Below are 24,683 nucleotides of genomic sequence, written 5' to 3' on the forward strand. Positions count from 1 at the left end.
GGGTCCCAGACTGCCACCACGACCCGCGCCGCGGACCCCGCCGTCCCAGCCACCGGACGTGACATCGCCTACTCCGGCGGTGGGAATGGCGTCCCGGCAATCCGTGGTCGTCGCATTTGTCCTCTGGCGCACCGGCCGATCCTGGCAATATTCTCCACTTCGCGCGCAGCAGTTGGAGTTCCTTTACATGCCCGCTCACCCGTCGGGCCACTGAGGAGATGCCATGCACTTCGACCACCCCGAGCTGGACCGTCGTACCCTGCTGCGGGCCGGCCTCGGCGCCGCCGCGGTGGCGGTCGTCGGGAGCGAACTCGCCTTCCCGGCCGCCGCGCAGGCCGCGCCGGGCGCGGACCTCGACTGGATCATCAGCTGCGACGAGTGGGGCGCCCGCCCGCCGGCGGACCCGCTGTCGATCAGCGCGATCGCGACCAACAAGATCATGCTGCACCACATGGCGTTCCCGAACAGCACGGACTACTCCGAGGAACACGCCAAGCAGCTCGCCCGCGACTGCCAGGACCTGCACATGGACACCAACCGGTGGTCCGACACCGGGCAGCACTTCACCGTCAGCCGGGGCGGCCACGTCCTGGAGGGACGGCACGGCAGCCTGGAGCGGTTGCAGGCCGGCGACCGGCAGATGATCTCGGCGCACTGCCCGGGTGAGAACGGCCGGGCCATCGGCATCGAGAACGAGGGCACCTACGTCACCGAGACGCCGCCCGAGGAGCTGCTCGACTCGCTCGTGAAGCTCAGCACCGCCGTGTGCCGGCAGTACGGCCTGCACGCGCACGACATCTTCGGCCACTGGGACTTCCGGGCCACCCTGTGCCCGGGCGCGATGTTCTACCGGGAGTTCCCGGCCCTGCGCCGCCGGGTCTTCGCCAAGCTCGGCACCGACCTGGCCGACGTGCCGGCACGCCGCTGGCCGGACATCTGGCGCTTCGTCGGCGGTCCGGTGGTGCAGGTCGCCCAGCGCCTGCTCACCTTCCGCGGCTACACCGTTCCGATCACCGGCGTCTTCGACGCGGCCACCGTGGCGGCCGTGCAGGACTGGCAGGCACGCAACGGCATCCCGGTCGACATCGACGCCACCCTCACGGCGCCGACCTGGGAGACCCTCGCGCCCGAGCTGGAGAAGGACGCCACCGGCATCCCGGTGGAGACGGTGCAGTTCATGCTCAACTCCAAGGGCTACGCCGACGTCGCGATCACCGGCGAGTACGACTACCCCACCAAGAAGGCCCTCAAGGACCTGCAGGAACTGCACGGTCTCGACCCGAACGGCAAGGTCAGCACCACCACCTGGTGTGCCCTGGTGGGGGGTGTGGTGCGTCAGTCGTTCCAGAAGAACTGACGGCGCACCGGCGGGGAAAAAGGCGGTGGGGGTGGCAACGGCGCCACCTCCACCGCTTCCGTCGTACCTGCGGCGACTCACCGGTCACGCGTCGTTGTGACCGTCGTACCCAGCTGCGACGATGGCCCTCGTTCACGGACGAAGGAGGGTCGCACAATGGCGTCTCGGCTCAACCCGTACCTCAGCTTCCGCGACGACGCGCGGCAGGCCATGGAGTTCTACCAGAAGGTGTTCGGCGGCAACCTGACGCTGAGCACCTTCGGCGAGTTCGGCAACCCCGACCCGGCGGTGGCCGACAACGTCATGCACGCACAGTTGGAGACCGACCGCGGCTTCACGCTGATGGCCTCCGACACGCCGCCGGAGATGGAATACCAGCCCGGTGCCAGGATCTCGATCAGCCTCAGCGGTGACGACGCCGACGAGCTGCGGGGCTACTGGCGGCAGCTCGCCGAGGGCGGCACCGTCGCGGTCCCGCTGGAGAAGCAGATGTGGGGCGACGAGTTCGGCATGTGCGTCGACCGGTTCGGCATCAACTGGATGGTCAACATCGCGGGCTCCCAAGCCTGACCGCCCGGCCGAGGTGGCCCGAACGGCGGTGTCCACGGTGGCGTGACCGGCGTTAGCGTACGCCGATCAACGATCCCGCCGGGAAGGACGACAGTCATGGACGGCAGCCTTCGCGCACACCTCCGACGCCTGGCCAGGCTGGCCACCGCGGCCGCCCTCGCGGTGGCCGGCCTGGGGCTCGTCGCCCCACCGGCACACGCGGAAGCCGGGCCCAAGGTCTCCGTGCTGACCCGCAACCTCTACCTGGGCGGCGACCTCACGCCGTCGATCGGGGCGCCGACCCTGCCGGCGTTCCTGGCCGCGAACGCCGCCCTGCTGAGCCACGTGGACCTGGTCGACTTCCCGGCCCGGGCGGCGCTGATCGCCGACGAGATCCGGGAGCGCAAGCCCGACCTGGTCGGGCTCCAGGAGGTGGCGCTCTGGCGCACCGGGCCGCTCGGCGACCCGGCCCCGGCCACCGAGGTCCGCTACGACTACCTGGCGCTGCTGATGGGTGAGCTGGCCGGGTCCGGCCACCGCTACGACGTCGTGGTGGTGCGGGACGAGGCGGACCTGGAAGGTCCGGCCGGGGCGCCGCACCTGCGGGACGTCCGGCTGACCATGCGCGACGTGATCCTGGTGCGGCACGGCGGACGGGTCAAGGTGAACGCCACCTCGTCGGGCAACTTCGTCAACAACCTGGTCTTCCCGCTCGCCGCCACCGGCGGGACGGCCACGAGCACCCGCGGCTGGACGGCCGTGGACGCCACGCTGGGCACCCGCGCCTTCCGGTTCGTCAACACCCACCTGGAGGCGTTCCACCCCGGCGTACGCCTGCTGCAGGCGCAGGAGCTGCTGCGCGGCCCGCTGAACGTGCCCGGCCGGCTGGTCCTCCTCGGCGACCTGAACAGCGGGCCCGAACTTCCCGACCCGAACAACCGGCTCGCCTACCTCGCGCTGGTCGCCGGCGGGATGGTCGACACCTGGCCGATCCTGCACCCCGGTGACCCCGGCTACACCTCCGGCCTGGGCGACGACCTCACCGAGCCGGCCGACGACATCGAGCACCGGATCGACATGGTGCTGGTCCGCGGCGCGGTGATGCCGGTGTCCAGTGCGGTCTTCGGCAACGAGCGGCGGACCCCGGCCGGCCGGTGGGCGTCCGACCACCTGGGACACGAGGCCGTGCTCGCGCTGCCGTGATCGATCCGAAACGTCGGCATTCGCGCCTGGTGAACGCCACCTATCCCGAGGCATGGAACGCCATCAATCATTACCCGGAGGTAGACATGAGTCACTCTCACCTCCGGGTGTGACGCCCGGGCGCGGAGGGCGAGACGTCGGCAAGCGGTAGCCGGGCGCAGTCCCGGCCCGACTCCGCACACCGGAGGATCCGCATGCCCCGTCCCACCACCCGTAAGCGGCTCGCGGCCCTGGCCGCGACCCTCACCGCGGCGGCGAGCGCCCTGACGGTCGTCCCACCGTCACCGGCGCTCGCCGCCACGACCTTCGCCCCGGGCGACTACTGCCTCGGCCAGTGCGCCGACATCCTGCCGCCCGGCGAGAACGGCAACGCCACCCTTGCCGCGATCCTCGCCCACCAGGCGCTCGGCACCCGGCCCGCGCACTCCGGCGACCAGCTCGACGAGTACGCGAACCTGGTCTACGGCTACGCGGGGCTCACCGACGAGCAGATCGCCCAGTTCTACAACGACGCGTCGTTCGGCGTGCCCGACGCGCAGGTCGAGAGCACCGTGCGGCCCCGCGCCGACGTCACCATCGTCCGCGACAAGGCGACCGGCGTCCCGCACGTCACGGGCACGACCCGCTCGGGCACCATGTTCGGCGCCGGGTACGCCGGGGCCCAGGACCGGCTCTGGGTCATGGACCTGCTGCGGCACGCCGGCCGCGGCACGCTGACCTCCTTCGCCGGCGGCGCGCCCGGCAACCGGGAGCTGGAGCAGAGCATCTGGGCCAACTCGCCCTACACGGAGGCGGACCTCCAGGCCCAGGTCGACGCGCTGCGCCAGAAGGGCGCCCGCGGCCAGCAGCTCTACGACGACGTCACCGACTACATCGCCGGTGTCAACGCCTACGTCGACAAGTCCATCGCCGACGACAACTACCCCGGCGAGTACGTCCTGGCCGGCGCCGGCAAGCCGACGCACTTCACCATGACCGACCTCATCGCCACGGCCGGCGTCATCGGCGGGCTGTTCGGCGGGGGCGGCGGCTCCGAGATCCAGTCCGCCCTGGTCCGGGTGGCCGCCCGGGCCAAGTACGGCGCCACCGAAGGCGACCGGGTCTGGCAGGCGTTCCGCTCCCAGAACGACCCGGAGACCGTGCTCACCCTGCACGACGGGCAGAGCTTCCCCTACGGCGCCACCCCGCCGGGCGCGACCGGCGCGGTGCTCCCCGACGCCGGCAGCGTCGTGGCCGAGCCGCTCGCCTACGACCCGAGCGGCGGGGCGACCACCACCAAGGACGGCGGCGGCAGCGCCGGCACCCAGGGCCTGCTCAACGGCCTCGCCGGCCTGCGGTCGCACGGCATGTCCAACGCCGTGGTGATCTCCGGCCGGCACACCACCACCGGCAACCCGGTCGCCGTGTTCGGCCCGCAGACCGGCTACTTCGCCCCGCAACTGCTCATGCTCCAGGAACTCCAGGGGCCGGGGGTCAGCGCCCGCGGCGCCGCCTTCGCCGGGCTGAACCTCTACGTGCTGCTCGGCCGGGGCCAGGACTACGCGTGGAGCGCCACCTCCGCCGCCCAGGACCTCACCGACACGTACGCGGTGCCGCTGTGCACCACCGACGGCAGCGCCCCGACGCTCGCCTCGAACCGCTACCTGTGGCACGGGCAGTGCGTGGCCATGGAGGTCCTCGAGCACCGCAACTCCTGGTCGCCGACGGTGGCCGACTCCACCCCGGCCGGCTCGTACACGCTGCGCGCCCTGCGCACCCGCTACGGGCTCGTCGCCTACCGGGGGCTGGTGAACGGGCAGCCGACCGCGTTCACGAAGCTGCGCTCGACCTACCGGCACGAGGCCGACTCGGCGATCGGCTTCCAGGCGTACAACGACCCGGCCGCCATGGGCTCGGCGGCGGCGTTCCAGCAGTCGGCCGCGAACGTGGGCTACGCGTTCAACTGGTTCTACGTCAACTCGACCGAGGCGGCCTACTTCAACTCCGGTTCCAACCCGGTCCGGCCGGCCACGGCCGACCCCAACCTGCCCACCCGGGCCGAGGCGGCCAACGAGTGGGTCGGCTGGAACCCGGACACCAACACCGCCAGCTACACGCCGGCCGCCGCCCACCCGCAGTCGGTGAACCAGGACTACTACGTCAGCTGGAACAACAAGCAGGCCCGGGACTTCGGGGCGGCCGACGGCAACTTCAGCTTCGGGTCGGTGCACCGGGGCCAGCTCCTCGACGGGCCGGTGCGCGCCGCGATCGCCCAGCGCAAGCTGGGGCGGGCCGACGTCGTGCGGATCATGGCCGACGCCGCGGTCACCGACCTGCGCGGCCAGCAGGTCCTCGGCGACCTGCTCCGGGTGCTCGACGGCGCACCGGTCACCGACCCGGCGCTGGCCGACGCCGTTACCAAGCTGCGGGCCTGGCAGCAGGCCGGCGCCCGCCGGGTGGAGACCGCCGCCGGCTCCAAGGTCTACCAGCACGCCGACGCCATCCGGATCTTCGACGCCTGGTGGCCGCTGCTGGCCGCCGCGGAGTTCCGCCCCGGCCTCGGCCCCGACCTCTACGCAGCGCTGGTGGACGCCATCGAGGTGAACGAGGCGCCGTCCGGCGGCCAGAACGGCGGTCGCGACGGCAGCGCCGTCTGGGCGCTCGCGGGCCAGCCACACAAGGGCTCCTCCTTCCAGTACGGCTGGTGGGGCTACGTCGACAAGGACATCCGCGCCGTGCTCGGCGACCCGGTGGCCGGCGGGCTGGGCCGGACGTACTGCGGCAACGGCAACCTCGGCGCCTGCCGGCAGGGCCTGCTCGACACCCTCGCGCAGGCCGCGACGGTGCCGGCCACCACCGTCTACCCCGGCGACAAGTCCTGCGGGGCCGGCGACCAGTGGTGCGCCGACGCCATCGCCCAGTCCGGGCTCGGCGGCATCACCCACCCGGTGATCGCCTGGCAGAACCGCCCCACCTACCAGCAGGTCGTCTCGTTCCCGGCGCGCCGCGGCGACGACGTCACGAACCTGGCCCAGGGGCGCGCCGCGAGCGCGTCGAGCACCCAGTTCCTCACCAGCCACACTCCGGACAAGGCGGTCGACGGCAGCCTGGGCAGCCGCTGGGCCAGCAGCTACAACGACAACCAGTGGATCCGGGTGGACCTGGGGGCCGCCCGCACGGTCGCCCGGGTGGTGCTGCGCTGGGAGGCCGCGTACGGCAGCGCGTACCGGATCGAGGTCTCCGCGGACGGCAGCACGTGGCAGCCGGTGTTCAGCACCACCGCCGGCAACGGCGGCACCGACAACGTCACCCTCGCCCCGGTCACGGCCCGCTACGTGCGGATGTACGGGGTCAAGCGGGCGACCTCGTACGGCTTCTCGCTCTACGAGTTCGAGGTCTACGGCCGGTGACACCGGACGGCCGGCCGGCGGGACCGCACCCGCCGGCCGGTCCCCGGCATACGATCACCGGGTGAGCGGCGGCACCGTACCGATCGGCCCCGCGCTGGTGGTCGCGCTCACCGCGCTCACCCTGGCGGGCGCGGCCGTGCTGCGCCTCACCGGGCTCGGCCGGGCCCGGACCGTGCTGACCGCGGCGGCCCGGGCCACCGTCCAGCTCGGCGCCGTCTCGCTGGTCATCGTCGCGGTGCTCCGCGCCTGGTGGAGCACCGCCGCGTTCGTACTGCTCATGTACGCCGTCGCCGGGTTCACCGCGCGCCGCCGGATCGGCGCCGAGGCGCCCGCCCGGGTCGCGCCGCTGGCCGTCGCGGCCGGGGTGGTCCCCAGCCTGGCCGTGCTCCTGGCGAGCCGGGCCCTGCCGGCGACCCCGCTCGTGGTGCTGCCGACCGCCGGCATCCTCATCGGCGGGGCCATGACCGCGACCAGCCTGGCCGGCCGACGCACCCTCGACGAGCTGCGCACCCGGCACGGCGAGTACGAGGCCGGGCTGGCCCTGGGCCTGCTCCCCCGCGACGCCGCGCTGGAGATCTGCCGCCCGGCCGCCGGGCAGGCCCTCGTCCCGGCGCTCGACCAGACCCGCACGGTCGGGCTGGTCACCCTGCCCGGCGCGTTCGTCGGCGTGCTGCTCGGCGGGGCCGGCCCGGTCCGCGCCGGTGCCACCCAGCTGCTGATCCTGCTCACCCTGCTGGCCGTGGAGGCGGTGGCCATCGCCGTGGTGGTCGAGCTGCTCGTCCGGGACCGGGCCCGCACCGCGCCCTGACCGCCCGGTGTAGCGGAGGCGCGAAGGGGTAACGGCGGGCCGATGACCTGGGTGGGCAACCTGCGCGTCCGGCCCGACCTGCTCTATGTGGCGAGCGGGTGGAGCACCCTGGTCACCGACGTGCGCGGCCGGATCGCCGGGGCGGACCCGCAGGGCTTCTTCGCCCGCAACACCCGGGTGCTGAGCCGGGAGCGGATCACGGTGGACGGCCGGGAGCCGGTGCCGTTCGCCACCGCCAACGTGCGGGGGCACGCCCAACTCTCCTACGCCGAGCTGGGCGACGGGGAGGTGCTGCCGTCGCGGGCCGCGTACCTGACCGTCGAGCGGTTCGTCGGCCCCGGGCTGCGCAGCCGGTTCACCGTCATCAGCTACGCGGCCCGGGCGCTGCGGTTCCGGCTGCGGGCTGCGGTCGACGCGGACTTCGCCGACACCGGTGAGGCCGAGGCGGGCCACCGGCTCCAGGTCGGCGACGTGCACGCCGGGTGGGATCCGGATGCGGGCGAGCTGCTGCTCACCTACCGGCACGAGGGCCTGGACCGGGCGGTCGCGGTCCGGCTGCGCGCCGACGCCCCGGTGGCGTACGCAGACGGCGGGTTCACGGTCGACCTGGCCGTGCCGCCGGGCGGCAGCGCGGGCGCGGAACTGCTCGTCGAGCCGGTCTTCGACGGGGAGCGGCTGCCCGCGCCCCCGGCCACCTTCGCCGAACCCGACGACCCGGCCGCCCGGGCCCGGGCGCGGCTGGGCGCCGAGCTGGCCCGGCTGTCCAGCAGCAACTTCGATGTCACGGCGGCCTGGCGGTGCGCCGTGCGGGACCTGGCCGTGCTGCCGCTCGGCGAGCCGGCCGGCCCGACGGCACCGATCGCCGGTCTCCCCGTCTACCAGGAGATCTTCGGCCGGGACACGATGACCGCCTCCTGGCAGGCGCTGCTCGCGGGCCCCACCATGCTGGCCGACAGCCTCCGGCTCAACGCCGAGCACCTGGGCCGCCGGCTGGACGACTGGCGGGACGAGGAACCCGGCAAGCCGCTGCACGAGGCCCGGCAGGGCCCGGTCTCGCTGCTCGGGCTGAATCCCTTCACGGCCTACTACGGCGACTGGTCCACGGCGCCCGACTTCCTGGTGTTCCTCGGCCAGTACCTGGCCTGGACGGGCGACCTGGACACGGTGCGGGACCTGCTGCCCACCGCGAGCCGGGCGCTGGCGTGGATCGACCGGTACGGCGACCCGGACGGCGACGGGTTCCTCGACTACCACTGCCGCTCCGCCGGCGGGCTGAAGAACCAGGGCTGGAAGGACTCGGACACGGCGATCGTCGACGAGCGGGGCGAGGTGGTGCCGAACCCGATCGCCAGCAGCGAGCTCCAGGGCTACTGGTACGCCGCCCTGCGGCACGCCGCCGTGGTGTTCACGGTGACCGGGCATCCGGCGCGGGCCGCCGCCCTGCTGGCGCGAGCCCGGGCGCTGCGCCGGCGGTTCCACCGGGCGTTCTGGCTGCCGGACCGGGGCTGTTACGCCATGGCGCTCGGGCCGGACAAGCGGCCGGTCCGGTCGGCCAACTCCAACGACGGTCACCTGCTCGCCACGGGCATCGTGCCCACGCGGGTCGCCGAGCGGGTGGCCGACCGGCTGCTCGCCCCGGACCTGTTCAGCGGCTGGGGCGTGCGGACCCTGTCGGCCGAGCACCCGGCGTACAACCCGTTCAGCTACCACCGCGGCAGCGTCTGGCCGGTGGAGGCGGGCACCATCGGCGTGGGGCTGGCCCGGTACGGCTGCTGGCCGCACCTGCACCGGCTGGCCGAGGGCATGTTCGGCGCCGCGGCGCTGTTCGCCGACCACCGGCTGCCCGAGGTGCTCAGCGGCCTCCCCCGGGACGCGGCCCACCCGCACCCGGGCGTCTACCCCAACTCGTGCTCCCCGCAGGCCTGGTCGGCCAGCGCCGTGGTGGCCCTGGTGCAGGCCCTGCTGGCGCTGCGCCCGGCCGCGCCGCTGCGGATGGTCCTCGTCGACCCGCACCTGCCCGAGTGGCTGCCCGACCTGCGGCTGGAGGGCGTACGGGTGGGCGGCGCGACGGTGGACCTCACGGTGCGGCGGCGGCGCGGCGGGCGTACCTCGCTACGGGTGCGCGGCGACCGGCTCGCGGTGGTCCGCCGGGCACCCCGGCAGGCCGTCGCCCTCGCCCGCCGCGAGGTGTAGCCGGTGCCGGACGGGGAAACCGGCCGCGCCTGGGGGCCGAGAAGGAAGGACCGGCATGGAGAGTCGCGCGAAGTCGATGGGGCACGCCATCCACCCCATCCTGATCGTGTTCCCGCTCGGGCTGCTCGCCACGGCGGTGATCTTCGACATCCTGTACCTGATCACCGACCGGGCGGGCTTCCAGGTCTCCGCCGCGTACACCATCGCCGCCGGGGTGATCGGCGGCCTGGTGGCGGCGGTGTTCGGCCTGATCGACTGGTCGGCCATCCCGGCCGGCACCCGCGCCAAGCGGGTCGGCGCCACGCACGGCCTCGGCAACGTGGTCGTGCTGGTGCTGTTCGCGGTGAGCTGGCTGCTGCGCCGGGGCACCGAGAACTGGGAACCGAACGCCGGTGCGCTGGTCTGCAGCTTCGCCGGCATCGTGCTGGCCGGGTTCACCGGGTGGCTCGGCGGCGAACTGGTCGAGCGGCTGGGGATGAGCGTGAGTGACGACGCGGGCCTCAACGCGCCGAGTTCGCTGTCCCACCAGCCCCGCACCCGCGGCGCCTGACCCGATCCTCGGGAGAAGGGACGAGCGGATGCAGGCGATCACACTCGACCGGGACGGGGCGCCGGCGACCGCCCGGGACGACCTGGCCCGGCCCAGCCCCGGCCCGGACGAGGTGCTGGTCCGGGTACGGGCGTCCTCGATCAACGCCTTCGACGTCAAGGTGGCGTCCGGGGCGATGCGGGGGGCCATGGACTACCGGTACCCGGTGGTGCTCGGCAAGGACTTCGCCGGCGAGGTCGAGGCGATCGGCGGCACCAGCGAGTTCCGGGTCGGCGATCCGGTGTTCGGGGTGCTCATGCGCTCCTACCTGGGCGACGGCACGTGGGCCGAGTACGTGACCGTGGGCGGCGGCGACGGGATCGCCCGCGTACCGGACGGCATCGAACTGGCCACGGCCGGCGTGCTGGGGCTGGCCGGCGCCACCGCGCTCGACACGCTCGACGCGCTGGCCGTCCGTCCCGGCGACACGGTGCTGGTGGCCGGGGCGACCGGCGGGGTCGGCGCGCTGGCCGTGCAGTACGCCCGGCTCGCCGGCGCCCGGGTCGTCGCTACCGCCCGGCCCGGGCCGCCCACCGACTTCGTCCGGGACCTGGGCGCCGCCGAGGTGGTCGACTACACCGGCGACCTGACCGGGCAGGTGCGCGCGCTCGCCCCGGACGGCGTCTCGGGGGTCGTGCACCTGGCCGGCGAGGGCGCGCCGCTGGCGGGGCTGCTGGCCGCCGGCGGACGGCTGGCCTCGACCATCGGCTTCGGGCCCGACCAGCACCCGGCGGCCGTCTCGATCCTCGGCAAGCCCGAGCGGAAGACCCTCGACCGGCTCGCCGACGACGTGCTGGCCGGCCGCGTCCGGGTGCCGGTCGAGCGCCGCTACGAGCTGGACGAGGTGCCCCGGGCGCTGGCCGGGTTCGGCGGCACGCTGGGGAAACTCGCGGTCAGCATGCCCTGATCGGCCCGCTGTTCGAACATCTGTGCGAACATGTGGTGGTGTCGAGCGAGGCCACCATCCTGCACGCCGACCTGGACGCGTTCTACGCCTCGGTCGAGCAGCGCGACGACCCCCGGCTGCGCGGGCGGCCGGTGATCGTCGGCGGCGGTGTGGTCCTCGCGGCCAGCTACGAGGCCAAGGCGCGCGGGGTGCGCAGCGCCATGGGTGGCCGGCAGGCCCGGCGGCTCTGCCCGGACGCCGTCGTGGTGCCGCCCCGGATGGCGGCCTACACGGCGGCCAGCCGGGCGGTGTTCGAGATCTTCCGGCGGACCACCCCGCTGGTCGAGGGGCTCAGCATCGACGAGGCGTTCCTCGACGTGGGCGGGCTGCGCCGGCTGGTCGGCCCGCCCGCCGGGATCGCGGCCGAGCTGCGCCGGGAGGTCCGCCGGCAGGTCGGCCTGCCGATCACCGTGGGGGTGGCCCGCACCAAGTTCCTCGCCAAGGTGGCCAGCGGCGTGGCCAAGCCGGACGGGCTGCTGGTGGTCGCGCCCGAGGGCGAGCTGGCCTTCCTGCACCCGCTGCCGGTGGAGCGGCTCTGGGGCGTCGGCCCGGTCACCGCCATGAAGCTGCGCGAGCGGGGCATCCGGACGGTCGGGCAGGTGGCCCGCCTCGACGAGCCGACCCTCGTGTCGCTGCTCGGCGCGGGCGCCGGCCGGCACCTGCACGCCCTCGCACACAACCGCGACCCGCGCGCCGTGCAGGTCGGCCGGCGGCGCTCCTCCATGGGCGCCCAGCACGCGCTGGGCCGCGAGCCGCACTCCCCCGCCGAACTGGACGCCGTGCTGGCCGGGCTGGTCGACCGGGTGACCGGGCGGATGCGGGCGGCCCGGCGCACCGGCCGCACGGTGACCCTGCGGCTGCGCTTCGCCGACTACACCCGGGCCACCCGGGCGCACACCCTCGACAAGCCGACCGCGCAGACCGCGCCGCTGCGGGCCGCCGCCCGGGCCCTGCTGCGGGCGGCCCTGCCGGAGATCGAAACCCGGGGCGTCACCCTCATCGGGGTGGCCGTCGGCAACCTGGACGGCGAGCACGTGCAGCTCACCCTGCCCTTCACCCGCGATCCGGGGCCGGCGCTGGACGCCGCCGTGGACGCCGTGCGGGACCGGTTCGGGTCGCGGGCACTCACCCGCGGGGTGCTGCTCGGCCGCGACCCCGGGCTCGAGATGCCGATGCTGCCCGACTGACGGTACGGTCCCCCGGTGTCGATGTTCCGCACCCCGCAGGTGATCCTGTTCAGCGACGACGTGCCCCGGGCCGCCGCCTTCTACGCCGGGCTGGGCTTCACCGAGACCTTCCGGGTGCCCGCCGAGGGCACGCCCATCCACGTCGACCTGGCGCTGGACGGCTACCGGATCGGCATCGCCTCGGTGGCGTCCACCCGCGACGACCACGGGCTCGACCCGGTGCCGAGCGGGCAGCGCGCCGCCGTGGTGCTCTGGACCGACGACACGGCGGCCGCGTACGCGAGGCTGACCGCCGCGGGCGCCCCGGCGCTCGCCGCGCCGCACGTCTGGCTGGACCGGCTGCTCATCGCCTGGACCGCCGACCCCGACGGCAACCCGGTCCAACTCGTCCAGTCACGGCCCGCCGACCCCGCGTAGCACGCGACCGCCTCCACCCTGGGTAGGAGGCGGGTTCCGGACCTGCGGCCGGCATCGGGGCCTGCGGTCGGGCGCGACCGCCCGGGCCGCTCACCAGCATCAAAGACATGACTACGGTGCTGAACCGGGCGGCCCACTGGCACCGCCCCCTCATGCTCTTCGTCGCGGCGATGGCGGTGCTCACCGTCGTCGCGGCGGTCGGCGTCCTGGCCGACCCGCGGGTGCTCACCGGCGCGCCGATCTGGCTCAAGCCGCTGAAGTTCGCCGTCTCATTCGTGCTCTACGGCACCACCCTCGCCTGGATGCTCACCCTGCTGCCGCGCCGCAGCCGGGTCGCCGAGTGGGCGGCCACGCTGATCGTCGCCGTGTCCGTGGTGGAGATGGCCATCATCGTCACGCAGGTGTTGCGCGGCACCACCAGCCACTTCAACGGCACCACCCCGTTGAACGCCGCCCTGTTCTCGGCGATGGGCGCAGCGATCATGGTGCTGTTCATGGCCCAGCTCGTCATCGGCGTCGTGGCGCTGCTGCGGCCCACGGCGGACCGGGTCGCCGGGTACGCCGTCCGGCTCGGCCTGGGCCTGTCCCTGCTCGGCATGCTTGTCGCCGTCCCGATGGTGACCCGCGCGCCGGAGTCGGCGGCCGAGGGGATCAGCGGGGCGCACAGCGTCGGTGTGGCCGACGGCAGGCCGGGGCTGCCGCTGGTCGGCTGGAGCACCACCGGCGGAGACCTGCGGATCGGGCACTTCGTCGGGCTGCACGCCCTCCAGGCGCTGCCGCTGCTGGCGATCCTGCTCAACCGCTTCCTCGGCACCCGGCTGGACGAGGCGACCCGGGCCCGCCTGCTGCTCGTCGCCGGCGCGGCGTACGGCGCGGCCACGCTGCTGCTCACCTGGCAGGCGCTGCGCGGGCAGCCGCTGCTGCGCCCGGACGCGCTCACCCTGGCCGTCGCGGCGGCCCTGGTGGCGGCCACGGCGACCGCCGCCGGTGCGGTCCTGGCCGGCGGCCGGCGCCGCGCGGACGTGGTGGTGGCCGCGTGACCGGGACACTGTTCACCCTGACGTTCGCGGTCGCCGCGCCGTTCTGGGCGCTGATGATCCTGGCCCCGCGCTGGTCGTGGACGGCCCGGATCGTCGGATCGCCGCTGATCGTGCTCCCCGTCCTGCTGATCTACGCCATCCTGGTGATCCCGGCGCTCGGCCGGGTGCTGCCGGTGGTCACCGCACCGACCCTGGCCGGCGTCCGGGACCTGTTGGGCACCGTGGACGGCGCGGCCGCGGCCTGGGCCCACATGGTCGGCTTCGACCTGTTCGTCGGCCGCTGGATGTGGCGGGACAGCCGGGAACGTGACATGCCGGTGCTGCTCATGGCGCCGGTGCTGGTGCTGACCATCCTGCTCGGACCGCTCGGCCTGGCCGTCCACCTGGGACTGCGCGCCGCGTGGGGCCGGCCGGCCGAGACCGGGCCTGTCGGCCGGGAGCGGCCGGCCGTCACCCCGGTTCCCGGCCGCACCCCCTAGGCTGGCGTCGTGGGCTGGGTGGGGCGCCTCTTCGACGCGCGGGACACGCTCGCGCGGATGCTGCTGCTGGACCTCAGCGGCCTCGGTTACCTGGTCTTCGGCGCCCAGGGCCACCACGTCCCGACGGGCACCCAGTGGGCGCTGGCCCTGGCCGCGTTCGCCGTCGCGCTGCTGTGCCACCGCCGGCCGCTGGTGAACCTGGTGGCGCAGGCCGCCCTGCTGGCGGCGGCCTTCCCGCTGGTCGACGACGCGACGATCAACCAGGTCGGCGCCAGCTGGGCGCTGCTGGAGCTGACCATGTGGGCCGGGCGGCCCCGCACCATCTGGCTGGCCGCCGGGCTGCTGGTCGCGGTCGACCTGACCGACTCGATCGGTGACCCGGCCCGGCGGATGCTGTCCGGCGTCTTCGGGCTGACCGTCGAGGTCGGCCTGCCGCTGCTGCTCGGCCTGGTCATCCGCACCACCCGGGAGCTGGCCCGGCAGGCCGAGGAACGGGCCGCCGCGGAGCAGCGCCGGCGGGAGTCCGAGAACCGCGCCGCCCGCGCCGACGAGCGCACCGCCATCGCCCGGGAACTGCACGACGTCGTGGCGCACCACGTGGCGTCGATGGTGCTGCGGGTCGGCGTGGCCCGGCACGTGCTGCCGGATCTGGATCCTCGGGTGGGCGAGGTGTTCGACGACGTGCACGGCACCGGGACGGCGGCGTTGAACGACCTGCGCCGCCTGGTCGCGGTGCTGCGCGACCCCGACGGGGTGCGCGACGCCGCGCTGACCGCGATCGAGCCGTCGGCGGTCCCGGCGGCACTGGACGCGGCGGTGGACCGGGCCCGCCAGGCTGGCGTCACCGTGGAGGCCGACGTCGACCCGGCGGTCGGCTCGCTGGACGCGGTGCGGGGCCAGGCGGTCCTGCGCCTCACCCAGGAGGCACTGACCAACGTGGCCAAGCACGCCGGCACCGCGGCACGGGCCCGGCTGACCGTGGCGGTGGTCGACGGATCCGTCCACTGGGAGGTGTCCGACGACGGGCGGGGGGCGGCGCCCGTCGCGGTGCCGGCCGGCGGTGGCCACGGCCTCACCGGGATGCGCGAGCGGGTCGAGGTGCTCGGCGGACGGCTGGAGGCCGGTCCGACCGGCGCCGGCTGGCGGGTCCGGACGGTTCTGCCCGCCGGAAGTCCCGCACCACCCGGCTCGCCGGCCCGCCCGGAGCCGGCGGCACCCCGCCCGCGTCCCGCCGGCCCGCACGCGCCGGAGCCCGCGTGATCCGCCTCCTGCTGGTCGACGACCAGCACCTCATCCGCGCCGGCCTGCGCATGCTCTGCGACGCCCAGCCCGACCTGGAGGTGGTCGGCGAGGCCGACAACGGCCGGGAGGCGGTCACCCTGGCCGCGCGGCTGCTGCCGGACGTGGTCGTGATGGACCTGCGGATGCCCGGCGTCGACGGCATCACCGCGACCAGCCGGATCCTCGCCGAGCGCCCCGCGACCCGGGTGCTGGTGCTCACCACGTTCGGCGACGACGACCACCTCTACCCCGCCCTCACCGCCGGCGCCTGCGGGTTCCTGCTCAAGGACGCACCCCCCGCCGACCTGCTCGACGGCGTACGCCGGGCGGCCGCCGGGGACAGCCCGTTCAGCCCCGAGGTGCTGCGGCGGCTGGTCCAGCGGGCGGTGCAGGCGCGCGTCGAGGCGCCCCGGCCGGTGCACGGCCTGACCGCGCGCGAGCGGGACGTGCTGGACCTGGTGGCCGAGGGCCTGTCCAACACCGAGATCGCCGACCGTCTGCACATCGGCGTGACCACGGTCAAGACCCACATCACCAGCCTCATGACCAAGACCGCCAGCCCCAACCGGGTACGCCTGGCCCTGTGGGCGCGCGGCGCCTGAGTGCCGGGCGGCCTCACTCCTCGATGGCGCCGCCCACCGCGCGCAGGTGCTCCCGGAACGTCAGCGCCGGGTTCTCCGCCCGGCCCGCCAGGTAGGCGCCGAACCCGACCTGCGCGCGCAGCGGCTCACCGGCGAGGATCCGGTCGGCCTGCCGGCGCTCGGTGTCCCGGATGGACTCCGCGAGGTCGAACAGCTCGCCCACCCGGCCGGCCGGCACGAACAGCACCCCGTCCTCGTCGGCCAGGGCCACGTCGCCCGGGTCGACCGTCCACGGCCCGACGCGCGCCGAGGCCAGCGCCCCGACCGGCCGCGGGTCCAGCCGCTGCGGCCCGGTGGGGGTGGCGCCCAGGCTGAACACCGGCAGGCCGACGGAGCGGATGTCGACGGTGTCCCGGTGCAGCCCCCAGACCACCAGGCCGGCCAGGCCGGCGGCCCGCGCCTCCAGCACCACGAGGTCACCCACGCACGCCTCGTCGGTGCGCCCGTCGTTGTCCACCACCAGCACGTCGCCGGGGGCCGCCCGGTCGATCGCCTCCAGGAAGATGTCGACGCTGCCGACGTGCCGGGCCGGCAGCACCCGGCCGGCCAACCGGCCGGCGGCCAGCACCGGCCGCACGCCGGCCGGCGCGCAGCGCACCGGGACGGCGGCCCGCAGGCAGGCGTCGGCTACGTGGGCGGTGGTCAGCGCGGCGAACCGCCGGGACAGCTCCGCTCGATCGATGCTCATGGGCCGACGCTAGCCAGCGGGCGCGGCCGTGGGAGGGGCCAGTTCCGGGCTCGTGGCTCCGGTGCACCGCCCGGCCAGGGCCCTGATCAGTTCGGGCGGGGCGTGCGGGTCGGCGGGCGGAACGCGCCCGGGCGGCCCCGGCCGCGCCGGGCCATCCGGATCCGCCGCCGGCCCCGCGGGGTGTGCCGGACCGCCCGGGACAGGTGGGCCCGCGGCGGCGGGCGCAGCTCCGCCTCCCCGGCGCCGGCCGCCGTGCGCACCATCCGGTTGGCGTCGGTGGGATCGCACCCGGTGGCCCGCAGCAGCTCGCTGTCGGCCGTGCGCAGGTCGGTGATCACGCCGTCGCCGAAGGAGCGGACCCCCTGCGCCCACGCGCGGCCGGCCAGCTCGGCGCTCTCCCGGATCAGCCGGCGGGTGTCCGTCAGGTCCCCCTCGCCCTCACGACACTCGCGGCGCATCACCCGGACGGCCTCGCCGAGACGGGTCACGGCGTCCGCCAGGGTCGGCGGGATCGGTTCGTCGTACTGCAGGGCGGTGGCGGAGCGGCGGGCCACCGAGCGGGCGTACAGGATCACCCGCTCGAGGTGCCGCGCGGCCGCCGCGTACCGGTGGAACTGGTCGCGCCGGCGCCAGCGGACCGGCGCCAGGGTGACCACCTCCTCGGCCCCGCTGAGCGACTCGTTGAGCCGCCCCACGTCGGCGTCGAGCCCCCGCATCCGCTCCAGGGCGCCGACCGCCGCGTCGGCGTCCCGATCGGTCAGCGCCCGGGCGACGGCGTCGAGTTCGGTGGTCAGCGTGGTGACGATCGGTTCGGTCGCGCGGTCCAGCACGCGCAGCGGGTTGACCGGCAGCAGCAGCGCGACCACGAAGAGGCCGACCAGGCCGCCGACCAGCGCGTCGAAGATCCGGGGCAGCTCCAGGCCCGGTTGGACGGGGGCGAGGGTGGCGATCAGCACCGCCGTACCGCCGGCCTGGCCGACCAGGGCGCCGCCGCGCCCGGCGACCAGCAGCGCGGTCGCAATGGCCAGGGCGACCACCAGGCCGGTCTGCCACGACCCGGAGCCGAGCAGGTCGCGCAGCACGTCGCCGACCACGATGCCGAGCCCCACCCCCACCAGCAGTTCGAAGGTGCGCCGGGCCCGCTGGCCGATGGCGGTGGCGATGGTGCCGACCGCGGCGGCGGGCGCGAAGACGTGCGCACCGGGCCCGAGCAGGCGCTGGGCGAGCAGTGCGGCGAGCGCCGCGGCGAGCCCGGCCTGGACGGCGATCACGACGGTGACCTCCAGCTGGCGCAACCGCAGCCGGCCGGCGGCGGCCCCCTCGGCGCGCACGTGGGTCAGCTCCCGCCCGGTCCGCTCGGCGGCCCGGTCCAGCGGCGAGCGGACGGTGTCGGGGCGCTCGTCGGCCATGGCGGCGCTTACCCGGCGCGGCCCGGGTGAATCGTCCGCCGGGCCGTCCCGGTCAGCGCCGGAGGGTGCGGTCGAGCAGGTCGAACAGGGCGGCCCAGTGCCGCTCGGTGGCCCGCTCGTCGTACATGGGGGTATCGGACTGGGTGTAGCCGTGGCGGGCCCCGGCGTAGACCTCCGACCGGTAGGCGACACCGGCCGCGTCCAGCGCCTTCTCCAGCGTGGCGATCTGCTCGGCGGTCATCGACGCGTCGTTGTCGGCGTGGCCGAAGTACAGCTCGCCGGTGACCGCACCGACGCCCAGGTGCGGGCTGTCCGGGGCGTCGGTGACCACCCGCCCGGCGTGGAAGGCGGCCGCCGCGGCGAGCCGGTCCGGGTGCGCCTCGATGGCCCGCAGGGCGTTGGTGCCGCCCATGCAGTAACCGGTGATCGCCGCCGGACCGGGCGCGACGCCCGGCTGCGCGGCGAGGAAGTCCAGGTACGCGGCGGTGTCCCGGGCGATGACGTCCGGTGTCAGCGAGCCGATCATCGGGGCGACCGTCGCGAACAGCTCGCCGCGTCGCTGATCGTCGGCCAGGCCGGACAGGTCGACCAGCGGGGCGCGGCCGAAGCGGTGGAACAGGTTCGGCACCAGCACGACGTATCCGCGGGCGGCGATCGTCCGGGCCATCTCGGCCATCCTCGGCCGGAGCCCGAACGCGTCCATGAAGACCAGGACCGCCGGGAAGGGCCCGTCCCCGTCGGGTCGGGCGAGAAGGGCGTCGGCCACCCCGTCGCCGGTCGGCACATCCACGGTCGTCGTCTGCACTGTCCGGACCTCCCTGAGCTGCGCGTTCCGCGGTGCACGCTACCCCCGCGCCCGGAGTCCGGCACGGCGAGGCCTTCCGCCGGGCGCGACGGCCGGGCATCCTGGGTCGATGGGAGAGGTACGACCGATGCCCGCTTTCGGCGACCTGTTCACCGACCTGCGTGGCGAGGACCGGACGCTGCGGGTCAGCTACCACCCGGACCGCGGCGCCGTGGTGCTGTCGCTGTGGAGCGGCACGCTGTGCCGCGGGTCGTTCCGGATGCCCGCCGACGACGTGGACCGGCTGCTCGGTCTGCTCAGCGCCGTCCGGGCCGCCGCCGACGGGGACGACACGGCCGGGCCGGGAACGGCCGCCGTCGAGGTCCCGGCTGCGGTCACCGAGCCGGCCGTGGAGCGCACCGGCGACATCTCGGGTACGGCCCGGCGCGTGGCCCTGCCGGCCGTGCCGGCGCCCCGGGTCGCCTGACCGGGCCACAACCGGACAAAAGTGGGGACTTTTCCCCTTCCGCGAATTACCTTCGGAGGAGGAATTCGGAAGGGAGGGACGATGCTTCCCGCCTCGTCACACATCAGTCGCCACCGCCATCCCGTGTCGCGCGCCGCGCTCGGGACGGCCCTCCTGGTCGGTCTGGTCGGTCTGGCCGTCCCGGCCGCCCCCGCCGCGGCCGCCCCCACCTCGGCGGCCGCCACCGCCGTCACGCTCGCCGCCAGCAGCCAGCCGACGCTGCGGCAGGGCTCCCGGGGCGCGGCGGTCACCACGCTGCAGTCACGGCTCACCGCCCTGCGCTACGACGTGGGCGGGGTCGACGGCATCTTCGGGCCGTCGACGCACCACGCCGTCGTCGCCTTCCAGAAGGTCAACGGCCTGGTCCGCGACGGCATCGTGGGGCCACGCACCTGGGCGGCGCTGGACCGGCCGGTCATCCCGAAGCCGAAGTACCACCACCCCGGCTACTCGGTCGAGGTCAACCTCACCCGGCAGGTGCTCTACCTGGGCAGGAACGGGGTGGTGTTCCGCATCCTGGACGCCTCCAGCGGCACGGCCAGCACGCCCACGCCCACCGGCAACTGGACGGTGCAACGGCGCATCGACGGGTGGCGGCAGAGCGACCTCGGCCTGCTGTGGCGGCCGAACTACTTCTACCGCGGCTACGCGGTGCACGGCGCGACCTCCGTGCCCACCTACCCGGCGAGCCACGGCTGCGTCCGGGTGCCCGTCCCGGCGATGGACCGGCTCTGGGCCACCATCCGCATCGGCACCCCGGTGCACATCTACCGCTGACGGCCGACCCGTGCGGCCCCGGCGCCGGGGCCGCGCGGGTCGTTTGCGGGGACGGAGCGCGGGAAGACGCCTTCCTCCAGCCGAGAGGGAGGCGTCGAGGTGGACCAGGACGAGTTCATCGGCTCGGTGGCGAAGCGCTGCGGCATGTCGTCGGAGCAGGCCGCGGCCGTCACGCGCGCCACGTTGACCACACTGGCGGAACGGATCGACGGCGGGGAGGCCCGAGACCTGGCCGACCGGCTCCCCGAGGCGCTGCGGGCGTACGCGTTCGGCAGCAGCGAGACCGGCGAGCGCTTCGGGCTCGACGTCTTCGTGGCGCGGGTCAGCGGGCGCGCCGACATCGACGTGGAGCGGGCCAAGGACGGCGTGACGGCCGTGTTCGACGTGCTCCGCGACGCCATGGACCCGGCCGGCTACGCGGACGTGGTCGCCCAGCTCCCGGCCGAGTACGGTGAGGTCGCCGACCAGACCGCGCCGTTCGTCCAGCGCAGCCGGTGACGGGCGCCGGACATGAGGATGGATGACGAGGATCCGCTGCGCCGGCCGCCCGAGGCCGACGCGCAGGAGCAGCGGCAGGACGAGACGGTGGTCGGCCCGCCGGACACGATCGCGGACGCGGTGCCGGAGGCGACCGAGGCGGACCTGGCCGAGCAGGGCGTGCTGAGGCCGCCGAGCGACGCCACCGGCCTGGCCGACGCGGTGCGCGACGACCTCACGCCCGCCGACGCGGTGGAGCAGAACCAGGAGATCCCGATACCCGACGAGGACCGCCGGGACTGACCGCTCAGCGGTCCGGGCTGTCCGCCGCGGCCATCAGGCGCAGCGCGTTCGGGTCCAGCCCGATCCGCACCGGCGTCTCGCCGTAGGGCTCGCCGTCGACCTCGATCCGCGCGGGCCGGTCCGTCTCCAGCCAGAGCTGGCGGACCGCCAGGAACGGCTCGTCGCCGAGGGTGCGGCGATGCCCGGCCGCCGCGTTGCGCGCCGTCTCCCGCAGCAGGCCGCGCCGGGACGGCCCACCCACGGGGTACGCGACCAGCAGCCGGTCGTCGGCGTTGGCGTCCGCGGTGATCGGCCGGCCGGCGTGGAAGCCGCCGTTGGCCACGTACACCTGGTGGGTGTCGAAGCCGTGCTCCCGCCCCTCGGCACGTACGGTGACCCGCAGCGGCCGGTGCCGGGCCAGCAGCCCCAGCGCGGTCAGCGGGTACGCGAGCCGGCCGACCACGCGCTTGAGCCGTGGCGGCGCGGTGAGCATGATGTCGGCCGACAGTCCGATCCCGACGTGGTTGGTGAACCGGGTGTCGCCGATCAGCCCCAGGTCGACGTCGATGACCTTGCCGTCGGTGAGCAGCCCGACGGCGGCGTCGAGGTCGAGCGGGACGCCGACGGTGCGGGCGAAGTTGTTGGTGGTGCCCAGCGGCAGCAGGCCCAGCGCCATGTCCCGGTGGGCGAGCAGCCGGGCGGCCGCGCCGATGGTGCCGTCGCCGCCCCCGGCGACCAGCAGGTCCGGGCCGAGGTCGGCGGCCTCGGCGAGCACCCGGTCCAGCTCGCGGGGCCGGTCGACGGGGTACGCGCCGAGCAGGGTGAAGCCCGCCGTGCGCAGTCGGGAGTGGACGGTCTCGTAGAGCCGCCGGCCCCGCCGGGAGTGCGCGTTGACGACCAGGGCCGCCCGTCGCCGTTCCCGGATCGCCGCCCCCAGCTCCTGCTTGGTCCGCACGGTTCCCGACCCTATCCGCCGATCGGCCCCGCGGGCGGCAGCCGGCGGGTCACGACGTAGGGAAACACCCGATTACCGGGGGTCGACCCCGCCCTAGCGTCGACCGCATGGCACGTCACACGCTCCCACCGGCCCGGACCGGCGCCCGGCCCCGCACCGTCCGCGCCGCCCGGCTCGGGGTCCTGCCCCTGCTCCTGCTGGCCCTGCTCGGACCGGCCGCCTGCGACGACGCGGGCGACACCCCGACCGCCGGGCCGGCCGGCGTGGACGCCGGCGCCGGGGACGACACCACCGGCGGGGACGACGCCGCCGACCTGGCCGGCGGCGTCCGGCCGCCGTGCCCGTTCACCGCGGCCCAGGTGTCCGACCTGCTCGGACAGCCCATGAAGGACCAGGGCAACTGCCTGTTCGGAGACGGCAAGGGGGTCGCCAGCCTGACCGTCACCACGTCCTCCACGATGGCCGGCAAGGCCACCTTCGACTACCAGCACGAGCAGGCCGGAAAGCAGTACGAGCGGGTGGTCGACCTCGACCGGGGCGACCAGTCGTACCTGGCCGCCAAGGACGTGGCGGGCGAGGCCGTGCTGATCAGCGGCAAGGGGTCGTACACGTTGACCCTGAGCAGCATCGGCACCGACGTGGCCGGCTACGAGCAGACGCTGCGCCGCCTGCTCGACGCGATCCCGGCCTGAGAGGAGGACTTCCGGTGCGTACCCGTCTCGCCCTCGCCGCGGCCCTCCTCGCGCTGACCGCCGGGTGCGGCGGCGCCGACGAGCCGCCGGCCGCCGCCGCTCCCCCGACCGCCGCGGCGCCGGCCGAACCCACGCCCGAGGCGACCGAGGTGGCCCCGTCCGCCGCCCTCCCCGACGCCTGCGCCCTGGTGTCCCGCGCCGACGCGCAGCGGCTGGCCGGCACGCCGGTGGACGCCGCGGTGCCGGTCCGGGAGTCGTGCACCTACACGGCCCCGGTCACCGGCCCCACGGCGCAGGTCGAGGTGTACGTCGGCGACGGCGCGAAGAAGTACCTGGACATCGAGCGCGAGCTGGGCCACGAGGTGCTGCCGCTGACCGGGGTGGGCGACGAGGCGCACCTCACGGCGGAGGCGTTCTTCGTCCGCCGGGGCGACGTCTGGGTGGCGGTGCGGCTCATGCGGCTCAACGACCCGAAGGAGAACCGCGAGCCGCTGCGGGCCCTCGCGCGCACCGTCGCCGGGCGGATGTGAGGCCGCCGGTGCGCGGCCGCCGGCTGCTCGCCGCCGCCGTGGCGGTGGTGCTGGCGCTGACCGGGTGCGGCAGCCCGCGGGCCGGCGGCGGTGCCGCGGGCGCGGAACGCGAGGCCGACCTGCGCTACGGGGCGGCGCCGGCGCCGGGACCGGACGTCACCCTGCAGCCCGACGTGGTGGTCGTGGGCGGCGGCGGCCGGTCGGTGCGCTCGGTCAGCGCCGACGGGCTCACCTGGCGGCTGGACGCCGCCGCCCGCAACGCCGACCGGCTCGCCCCCGGGAAGGTCATGTTCGTCACCGGGCGCGGGGTGGGCCGGGTGCTGGACCTGGCCGAGTCCGGCGGCGACCTGCTGGTGACCATCGGGCCCGTGGACATCACCGAGGTGGTCCGCGACGGCACCTTCGCGTCCCGGGGGCTGACCCTCGACGATCCGGTCGTCCACCCGGCGGGCGAGCCGTCGTGGGCCGAGGAGCCGCCGGCGCCGCGCGGCACCTTCGGCCGCAGCCGCCCGGTGCTGGCCCCGGCCGCCCCGCCCACCCAGCCGGCGCCGCAGCGCGGCGGCCGGGGCGCCGCGAAGGCGCAGGGCTACCAGCTCTACACCAGCTGCTGCACGGACGGCGTGGGCGCGCACTTCGCGTACGACGACGGCGGCGTGCGCCTGGTCGGGACCGTGACGCTCACCTTCACCCGGCCGGACGCGTCCTTCCACCTGGAGATCGGCGCCGGCACGGTGACCCGGGCCGAGCTGGAGATCGGCGGCGGGTTCGGGATCAAGGTGGACTTCGAGGGCGGCATCTCCGACGGTCGCAACCACAAGAAGGTGTTCCCGATCCCGGTCGACATCTCGTTCCCCATCGGGCACGCGGCCGGCATCCCGCTGTCGTTCACGGTGACCCAGACCCTGGAGGTGACCACCGCGTTCGGCGCCCGCAGCGGCACCGTGAAGGGCTCCGGCGAGTACGCGCTGGCCGGGAAGCTCGGTTTCGGCTGGGCGGACGGCCGGGTCGGCCCGCGGGTCACCACGTCGTTCCAGCGCCGCAGCAGCCTGCTCGACTCGCTCACCGGCGTGCCCGTGGGCGTGATGGGCCTGCTGATCCGCCACGGCGTGCGGTTCACCGTCGGCATCAGCGCGTTCCTGTTCACGGCGGGCGTCTACTTCGAGCTGACCACCTCGTACGGGGCCACGCTGGGCTCGGCCCTCGGCGCACCGTACGCGCTGTGCCGCGGGGTCGGGATCGGCGTGCGGGCGACCTTCGGCGTCGGCTACCGCATCCTGGAACCGGTCGTCCAGGTGATCAACAAGTTCCTCAGCCTGCTCACCCCGTCCCGCGCGCCGGCGATCCCACCGATTGCGGCGACCGCCGGCCCGAGCTGGCACCGCGACGTCTACCGCAACGAGGAGGTGGTGCCCAGCGTCCCGATCTGCGGACACGCCCCGAGATGACCCGCGCCGGCGCTGGGCCGGGTGGCGCCACTGTGCCAG

The 24,683-nt window shown here is 75.1% G+C and carries 25 protein-coding genes; 21 read left to right on the forward strand and 4 right to left on the reverse strand.

What is annotated here, in order from left to right; genetic code table 11:
• Positions 1 to 223: 223 nt before the first annotated feature.
• The 14 genes from GA0070214_RS01880 to GA0070214_RS01945 all read left to right on the forward strand — a co-directional run bounded on the left by GA0070214_RS01880 (position 224) and on the right by GA0070214_RS01945 (position 16,040).
• Positions 224 to 1,357 (forward strand): peptidoglycan recognition protein family protein, encoded by a 1,134-nt coding sequence (locus tag GA0070214_RS01880; RefSeq protein ID WP_091258312.1) that lies wholly within the window; start codon positions 224 to 226, stop codon positions 1,355 to 1,357.
• Between the two features lie 156 nt (positions 1,358 to 1,513).
• Positions 1,514 to 1,927: a VOC family protein gene (locus tag GA0070214_RS01885; RefSeq protein ID WP_091258314.1), complete on the forward strand. Its 414-nt coding sequence runs from the start codon at positions 1,514 to 1,516 to the stop codon at positions 1,925 to 1,927.
• Between the two features lie 96 nt (positions 1,928 to 2,023).
• Entirely contained in the window at positions 2,024 to 3,109 is a 1,086-nt protein-coding gene (locus GA0070214_RS01890) for an endonuclease/exonuclease/phosphatase family protein (protein WP_091258316.1), read from the forward strand.
• A gap of 194 nt (positions 3,110 to 3,303) precedes the next feature.
• Positions 3,304 to 6,498 (forward strand): penicillin acylase family protein, encoded by a 3,195-nt coding sequence (locus tag GA0070214_RS01895; RefSeq protein WP_091258318.1) that lies wholly within the window; start codon positions 3,304 to 3,306, stop codon positions 6,496 to 6,498.
• 61 nt (positions 6,499 to 6,559) lie between these two features.
• Positions 6,560 to 7,306, forward strand: coding sequence for an ABC transporter permease (locus tag GA0070214_RS01900; RefSeq protein WP_091258320.1), 747 nt, complete (start codon positions 6,560 to 6,562; stop codon positions 7,304 to 7,306).
• A gap of 42 nt (positions 7,307 to 7,348) precedes the next feature.
• The gene (locus GA0070214_RS01905; protein WP_091258322.1) at positions 7,349 to 9,499 is read left to right on the forward strand and encodes an amylo-alpha-1,6-glucosidase; all 2,151 of its coding nucleotides are present in this window, start codon (positions 7,349 to 7,351) and stop codon (positions 9,497 to 9,499) included.
• Positions 9,500 to 9,554: 55 nt separating this feature from the next.
• Positions 9,555 to 10,049: a DUF2231 domain-containing protein gene (locus GA0070214_RS01910; RefSeq protein WP_091258323.1), complete on the forward strand. Its 495-nt coding sequence runs from the start codon at positions 9,555 to 9,557 to the stop codon at positions 10,047 to 10,049.
• 28 nt (positions 10,050 to 10,077) lie between these two features.
• Positions 10,078 to 10,995: an NADP-dependent oxidoreductase gene (locus GA0070214_RS01915; protein ID WP_091258324.1), complete on the forward strand. Its 918-nt coding sequence runs from the start codon at positions 10,078 to 10,080 to the stop codon at positions 10,993 to 10,995.
• Positions 10,996 to 11,033: 38 nt separating this feature from the next.
• Complete coding sequence (dinB, locus tag GA0070214_RS01920) at positions 11,034 to 12,221, forward strand: DNA polymerase IV (protein ID WP_091259810.1); 1,188 nt, start codon at positions 11,034 to 11,036, stop codon at positions 12,219 to 12,221.
• A gap of 21 nt (positions 12,222 to 12,242) precedes the next feature.
• The gene (locus GA0070214_RS01925) at positions 12,243 to 12,638 is read left to right on the forward strand and encodes a VOC family protein (RefSeq protein ID WP_244167562.1); all 396 of its coding nucleotides are present in this window, start codon (positions 12,243 to 12,245) and stop codon (positions 12,636 to 12,638) included.
• Between the two features lie 107 nt (positions 12,639 to 12,745).
• On the forward strand, positions 12,746 to 13,678 hold the full coding sequence (locus tag GA0070214_RS01930) for a hypothetical protein (protein WP_091258328.1): 933 nt from the start codon (positions 12,746 to 12,748) through the stop codon (positions 13,676 to 13,678).
• Positions 13,675 to 14,157, forward strand: a complete 483-nt coding sequence (locus GA0070214_RS01935; protein WP_091258330.1) for an ABA4-like family protein — start codon at positions 13,675 to 13,677, stop codon at positions 14,155 to 14,157. The genes GA0070214_RS01930 and GA0070214_RS01935 overlap by 4 nt, the downstream gene beginning before the upstream one ends.
• Positions 14,158 to 14,166: 9 nt before the next feature.
• Positions 14,167 to 15,417 (forward strand): sensor histidine kinase, encoded by a 1,251-nt coding sequence (locus GA0070214_RS01940; protein WP_091258331.1) that lies wholly within the window; start codon positions 14,167 to 14,169, stop codon positions 15,415 to 15,417.
• Positions 15,414 to 16,040, forward strand: a complete 627-nt coding sequence (locus GA0070214_RS01945) for a response regulator (RefSeq protein WP_091258333.1) — start codon at positions 15,414 to 15,416, stop codon at positions 16,038 to 16,040. The genes GA0070214_RS01940 and GA0070214_RS01945 overlap by 4 nt, the downstream gene beginning before the upstream one ends.
• 13 nt (positions 16,041 to 16,053) lie before the next feature.
• Here the strand turns inward: GA0070214_RS01945 and GA0070214_RS01950 are convergent, their stop codons facing one another.
• From GA0070214_RS01950 to GA0070214_RS01960, 3 genes are all read right to left on the reverse strand, one after another.
• A complete protein-coding gene (locus tag GA0070214_RS01950; protein WP_091258335.1) occupies positions 16,054 to 16,767 on the reverse strand; it encodes an RraA family protein in 714 nt (237 codons plus the stop codon).
• An 86-nt stretch (positions 16,768 to 16,853) separates the two neighbouring features.
• Entirely contained in the window at positions 16,854 to 18,176 is a 1,323-nt protein-coding gene (locus GA0070214_RS01955) for an FUSC family protein (protein WP_091258338.1), read from the reverse strand.
• Between the two features lie 52 nt (positions 18,177 to 18,228).
• Entirely contained in the window at positions 18,229 to 18,981 is a 753-nt protein-coding gene (locus GA0070214_RS01960) for a dienelactone hydrolase family protein (protein ID WP_091258339.1), read from the reverse strand.
• 127 nt (positions 18,982 to 19,108) lie between these two features.
• Between GA0070214_RS01960 and GA0070214_RS01965 the strand changes: the two genes are divergently transcribed.
• From GA0070214_RS01965 to GA0070214_RS01980, 4 genes are all read left to right on the forward strand, one after another.
• Complete coding sequence (locus GA0070214_RS01965; protein ID WP_091258341.1) at positions 19,109 to 19,447, forward strand: hypothetical protein; 339 nt, start codon at positions 19,109 to 19,111, stop codon at positions 19,445 to 19,447.
• 123 nt (positions 19,448 to 19,570) lie between these two features.
• Complete coding sequence (locus GA0070214_RS01970; protein WP_167364172.1) at positions 19,571 to 20,263, forward strand: L,D-transpeptidase family protein; 693 nt, start codon at positions 19,571 to 19,573, stop codon at positions 20,261 to 20,263.
• 99 nt (positions 20,264 to 20,362) lie between these two features.
• Positions 20,363 to 20,761 carry a DUF2267 domain-containing protein gene (locus GA0070214_RS01975; protein WP_091258344.1) on the forward strand — a complete coding sequence of 133 codons (399 nt, stop codon included), beginning with the start codon at positions 20,363 to 20,365 and terminating at the stop codon, positions 20,759 to 20,761.
• A gap of 12 nt (positions 20,762 to 20,773) precedes the next feature.
• Complete coding sequence (locus GA0070214_RS01980) at positions 20,774 to 21,043, forward strand: hypothetical protein (RefSeq protein WP_244167505.1); 270 nt, start codon at positions 20,774 to 20,776, stop codon at positions 21,041 to 21,043.
• Positions 21,044 to 21,047: 4 nt separating this feature from the next.
• Here the strand turns inward: GA0070214_RS01980 and GA0070214_RS01985 are convergent, their stop codons facing one another.
• Positions 21,048 to 21,977 carry a diacylglycerol/lipid kinase family protein gene (locus tag GA0070214_RS01985; protein WP_091258348.1) on the reverse strand — a complete coding sequence of 310 codons (930 nt, stop codon included), beginning with the start codon at positions 21,975 to 21,977 and terminating at the stop codon, positions 21,048 to 21,050.
• 107 nt (positions 21,978 to 22,084) lie between these two features.
• Between GA0070214_RS01985 and GA0070214_RS01990 the strand changes: the two genes are divergently transcribed.
• Genes GA0070214_RS01990 through GA0070214_RS02000 form a run of 3 tightly spaced genes read left to right on the forward strand, consistent with a single transcriptional unit; the run spans position 22,085 to position 24,644 of the window.
• Positions 22,085 to 22,669: a hypothetical protein gene (locus tag GA0070214_RS01990; protein WP_091258350.1), complete on the forward strand. Its 585-nt coding sequence runs from the start codon at positions 22,085 to 22,087 to the stop codon at positions 22,667 to 22,669.
• A gap of 14 nt (positions 22,670 to 22,683) precedes the next feature.
• Positions 22,684 to 23,199 (forward strand): hypothetical protein, encoded by a 516-nt coding sequence (locus tag GA0070214_RS01995; RefSeq protein WP_091258352.1) that lies wholly within the window; start codon positions 22,684 to 22,686, stop codon positions 23,197 to 23,199.
• Positions 23,200 to 23,207: 8 nt separating this feature from the next.
• Positions 23,208 to 24,644, forward strand: coding sequence for a hypothetical protein (locus GA0070214_RS02000; RefSeq protein ID WP_091258354.1), 1,437 nt, complete (start codon positions 23,208 to 23,210; stop codon positions 24,642 to 24,644).
• Positions 24,645 to 24,683 lie beyond the last annotated feature (39 nt).

Origin of the sequence: Micromonospora chaiyaphumensis (assembly GCF_900091435.1) — a bacterium.
Taxonomy (GTDB): Bacteria; Actinomycetota; Actinomycetes; order Mycobacteriales; family Micromonosporaceae; genus Micromonospora; species Micromonospora chaiyaphumensis.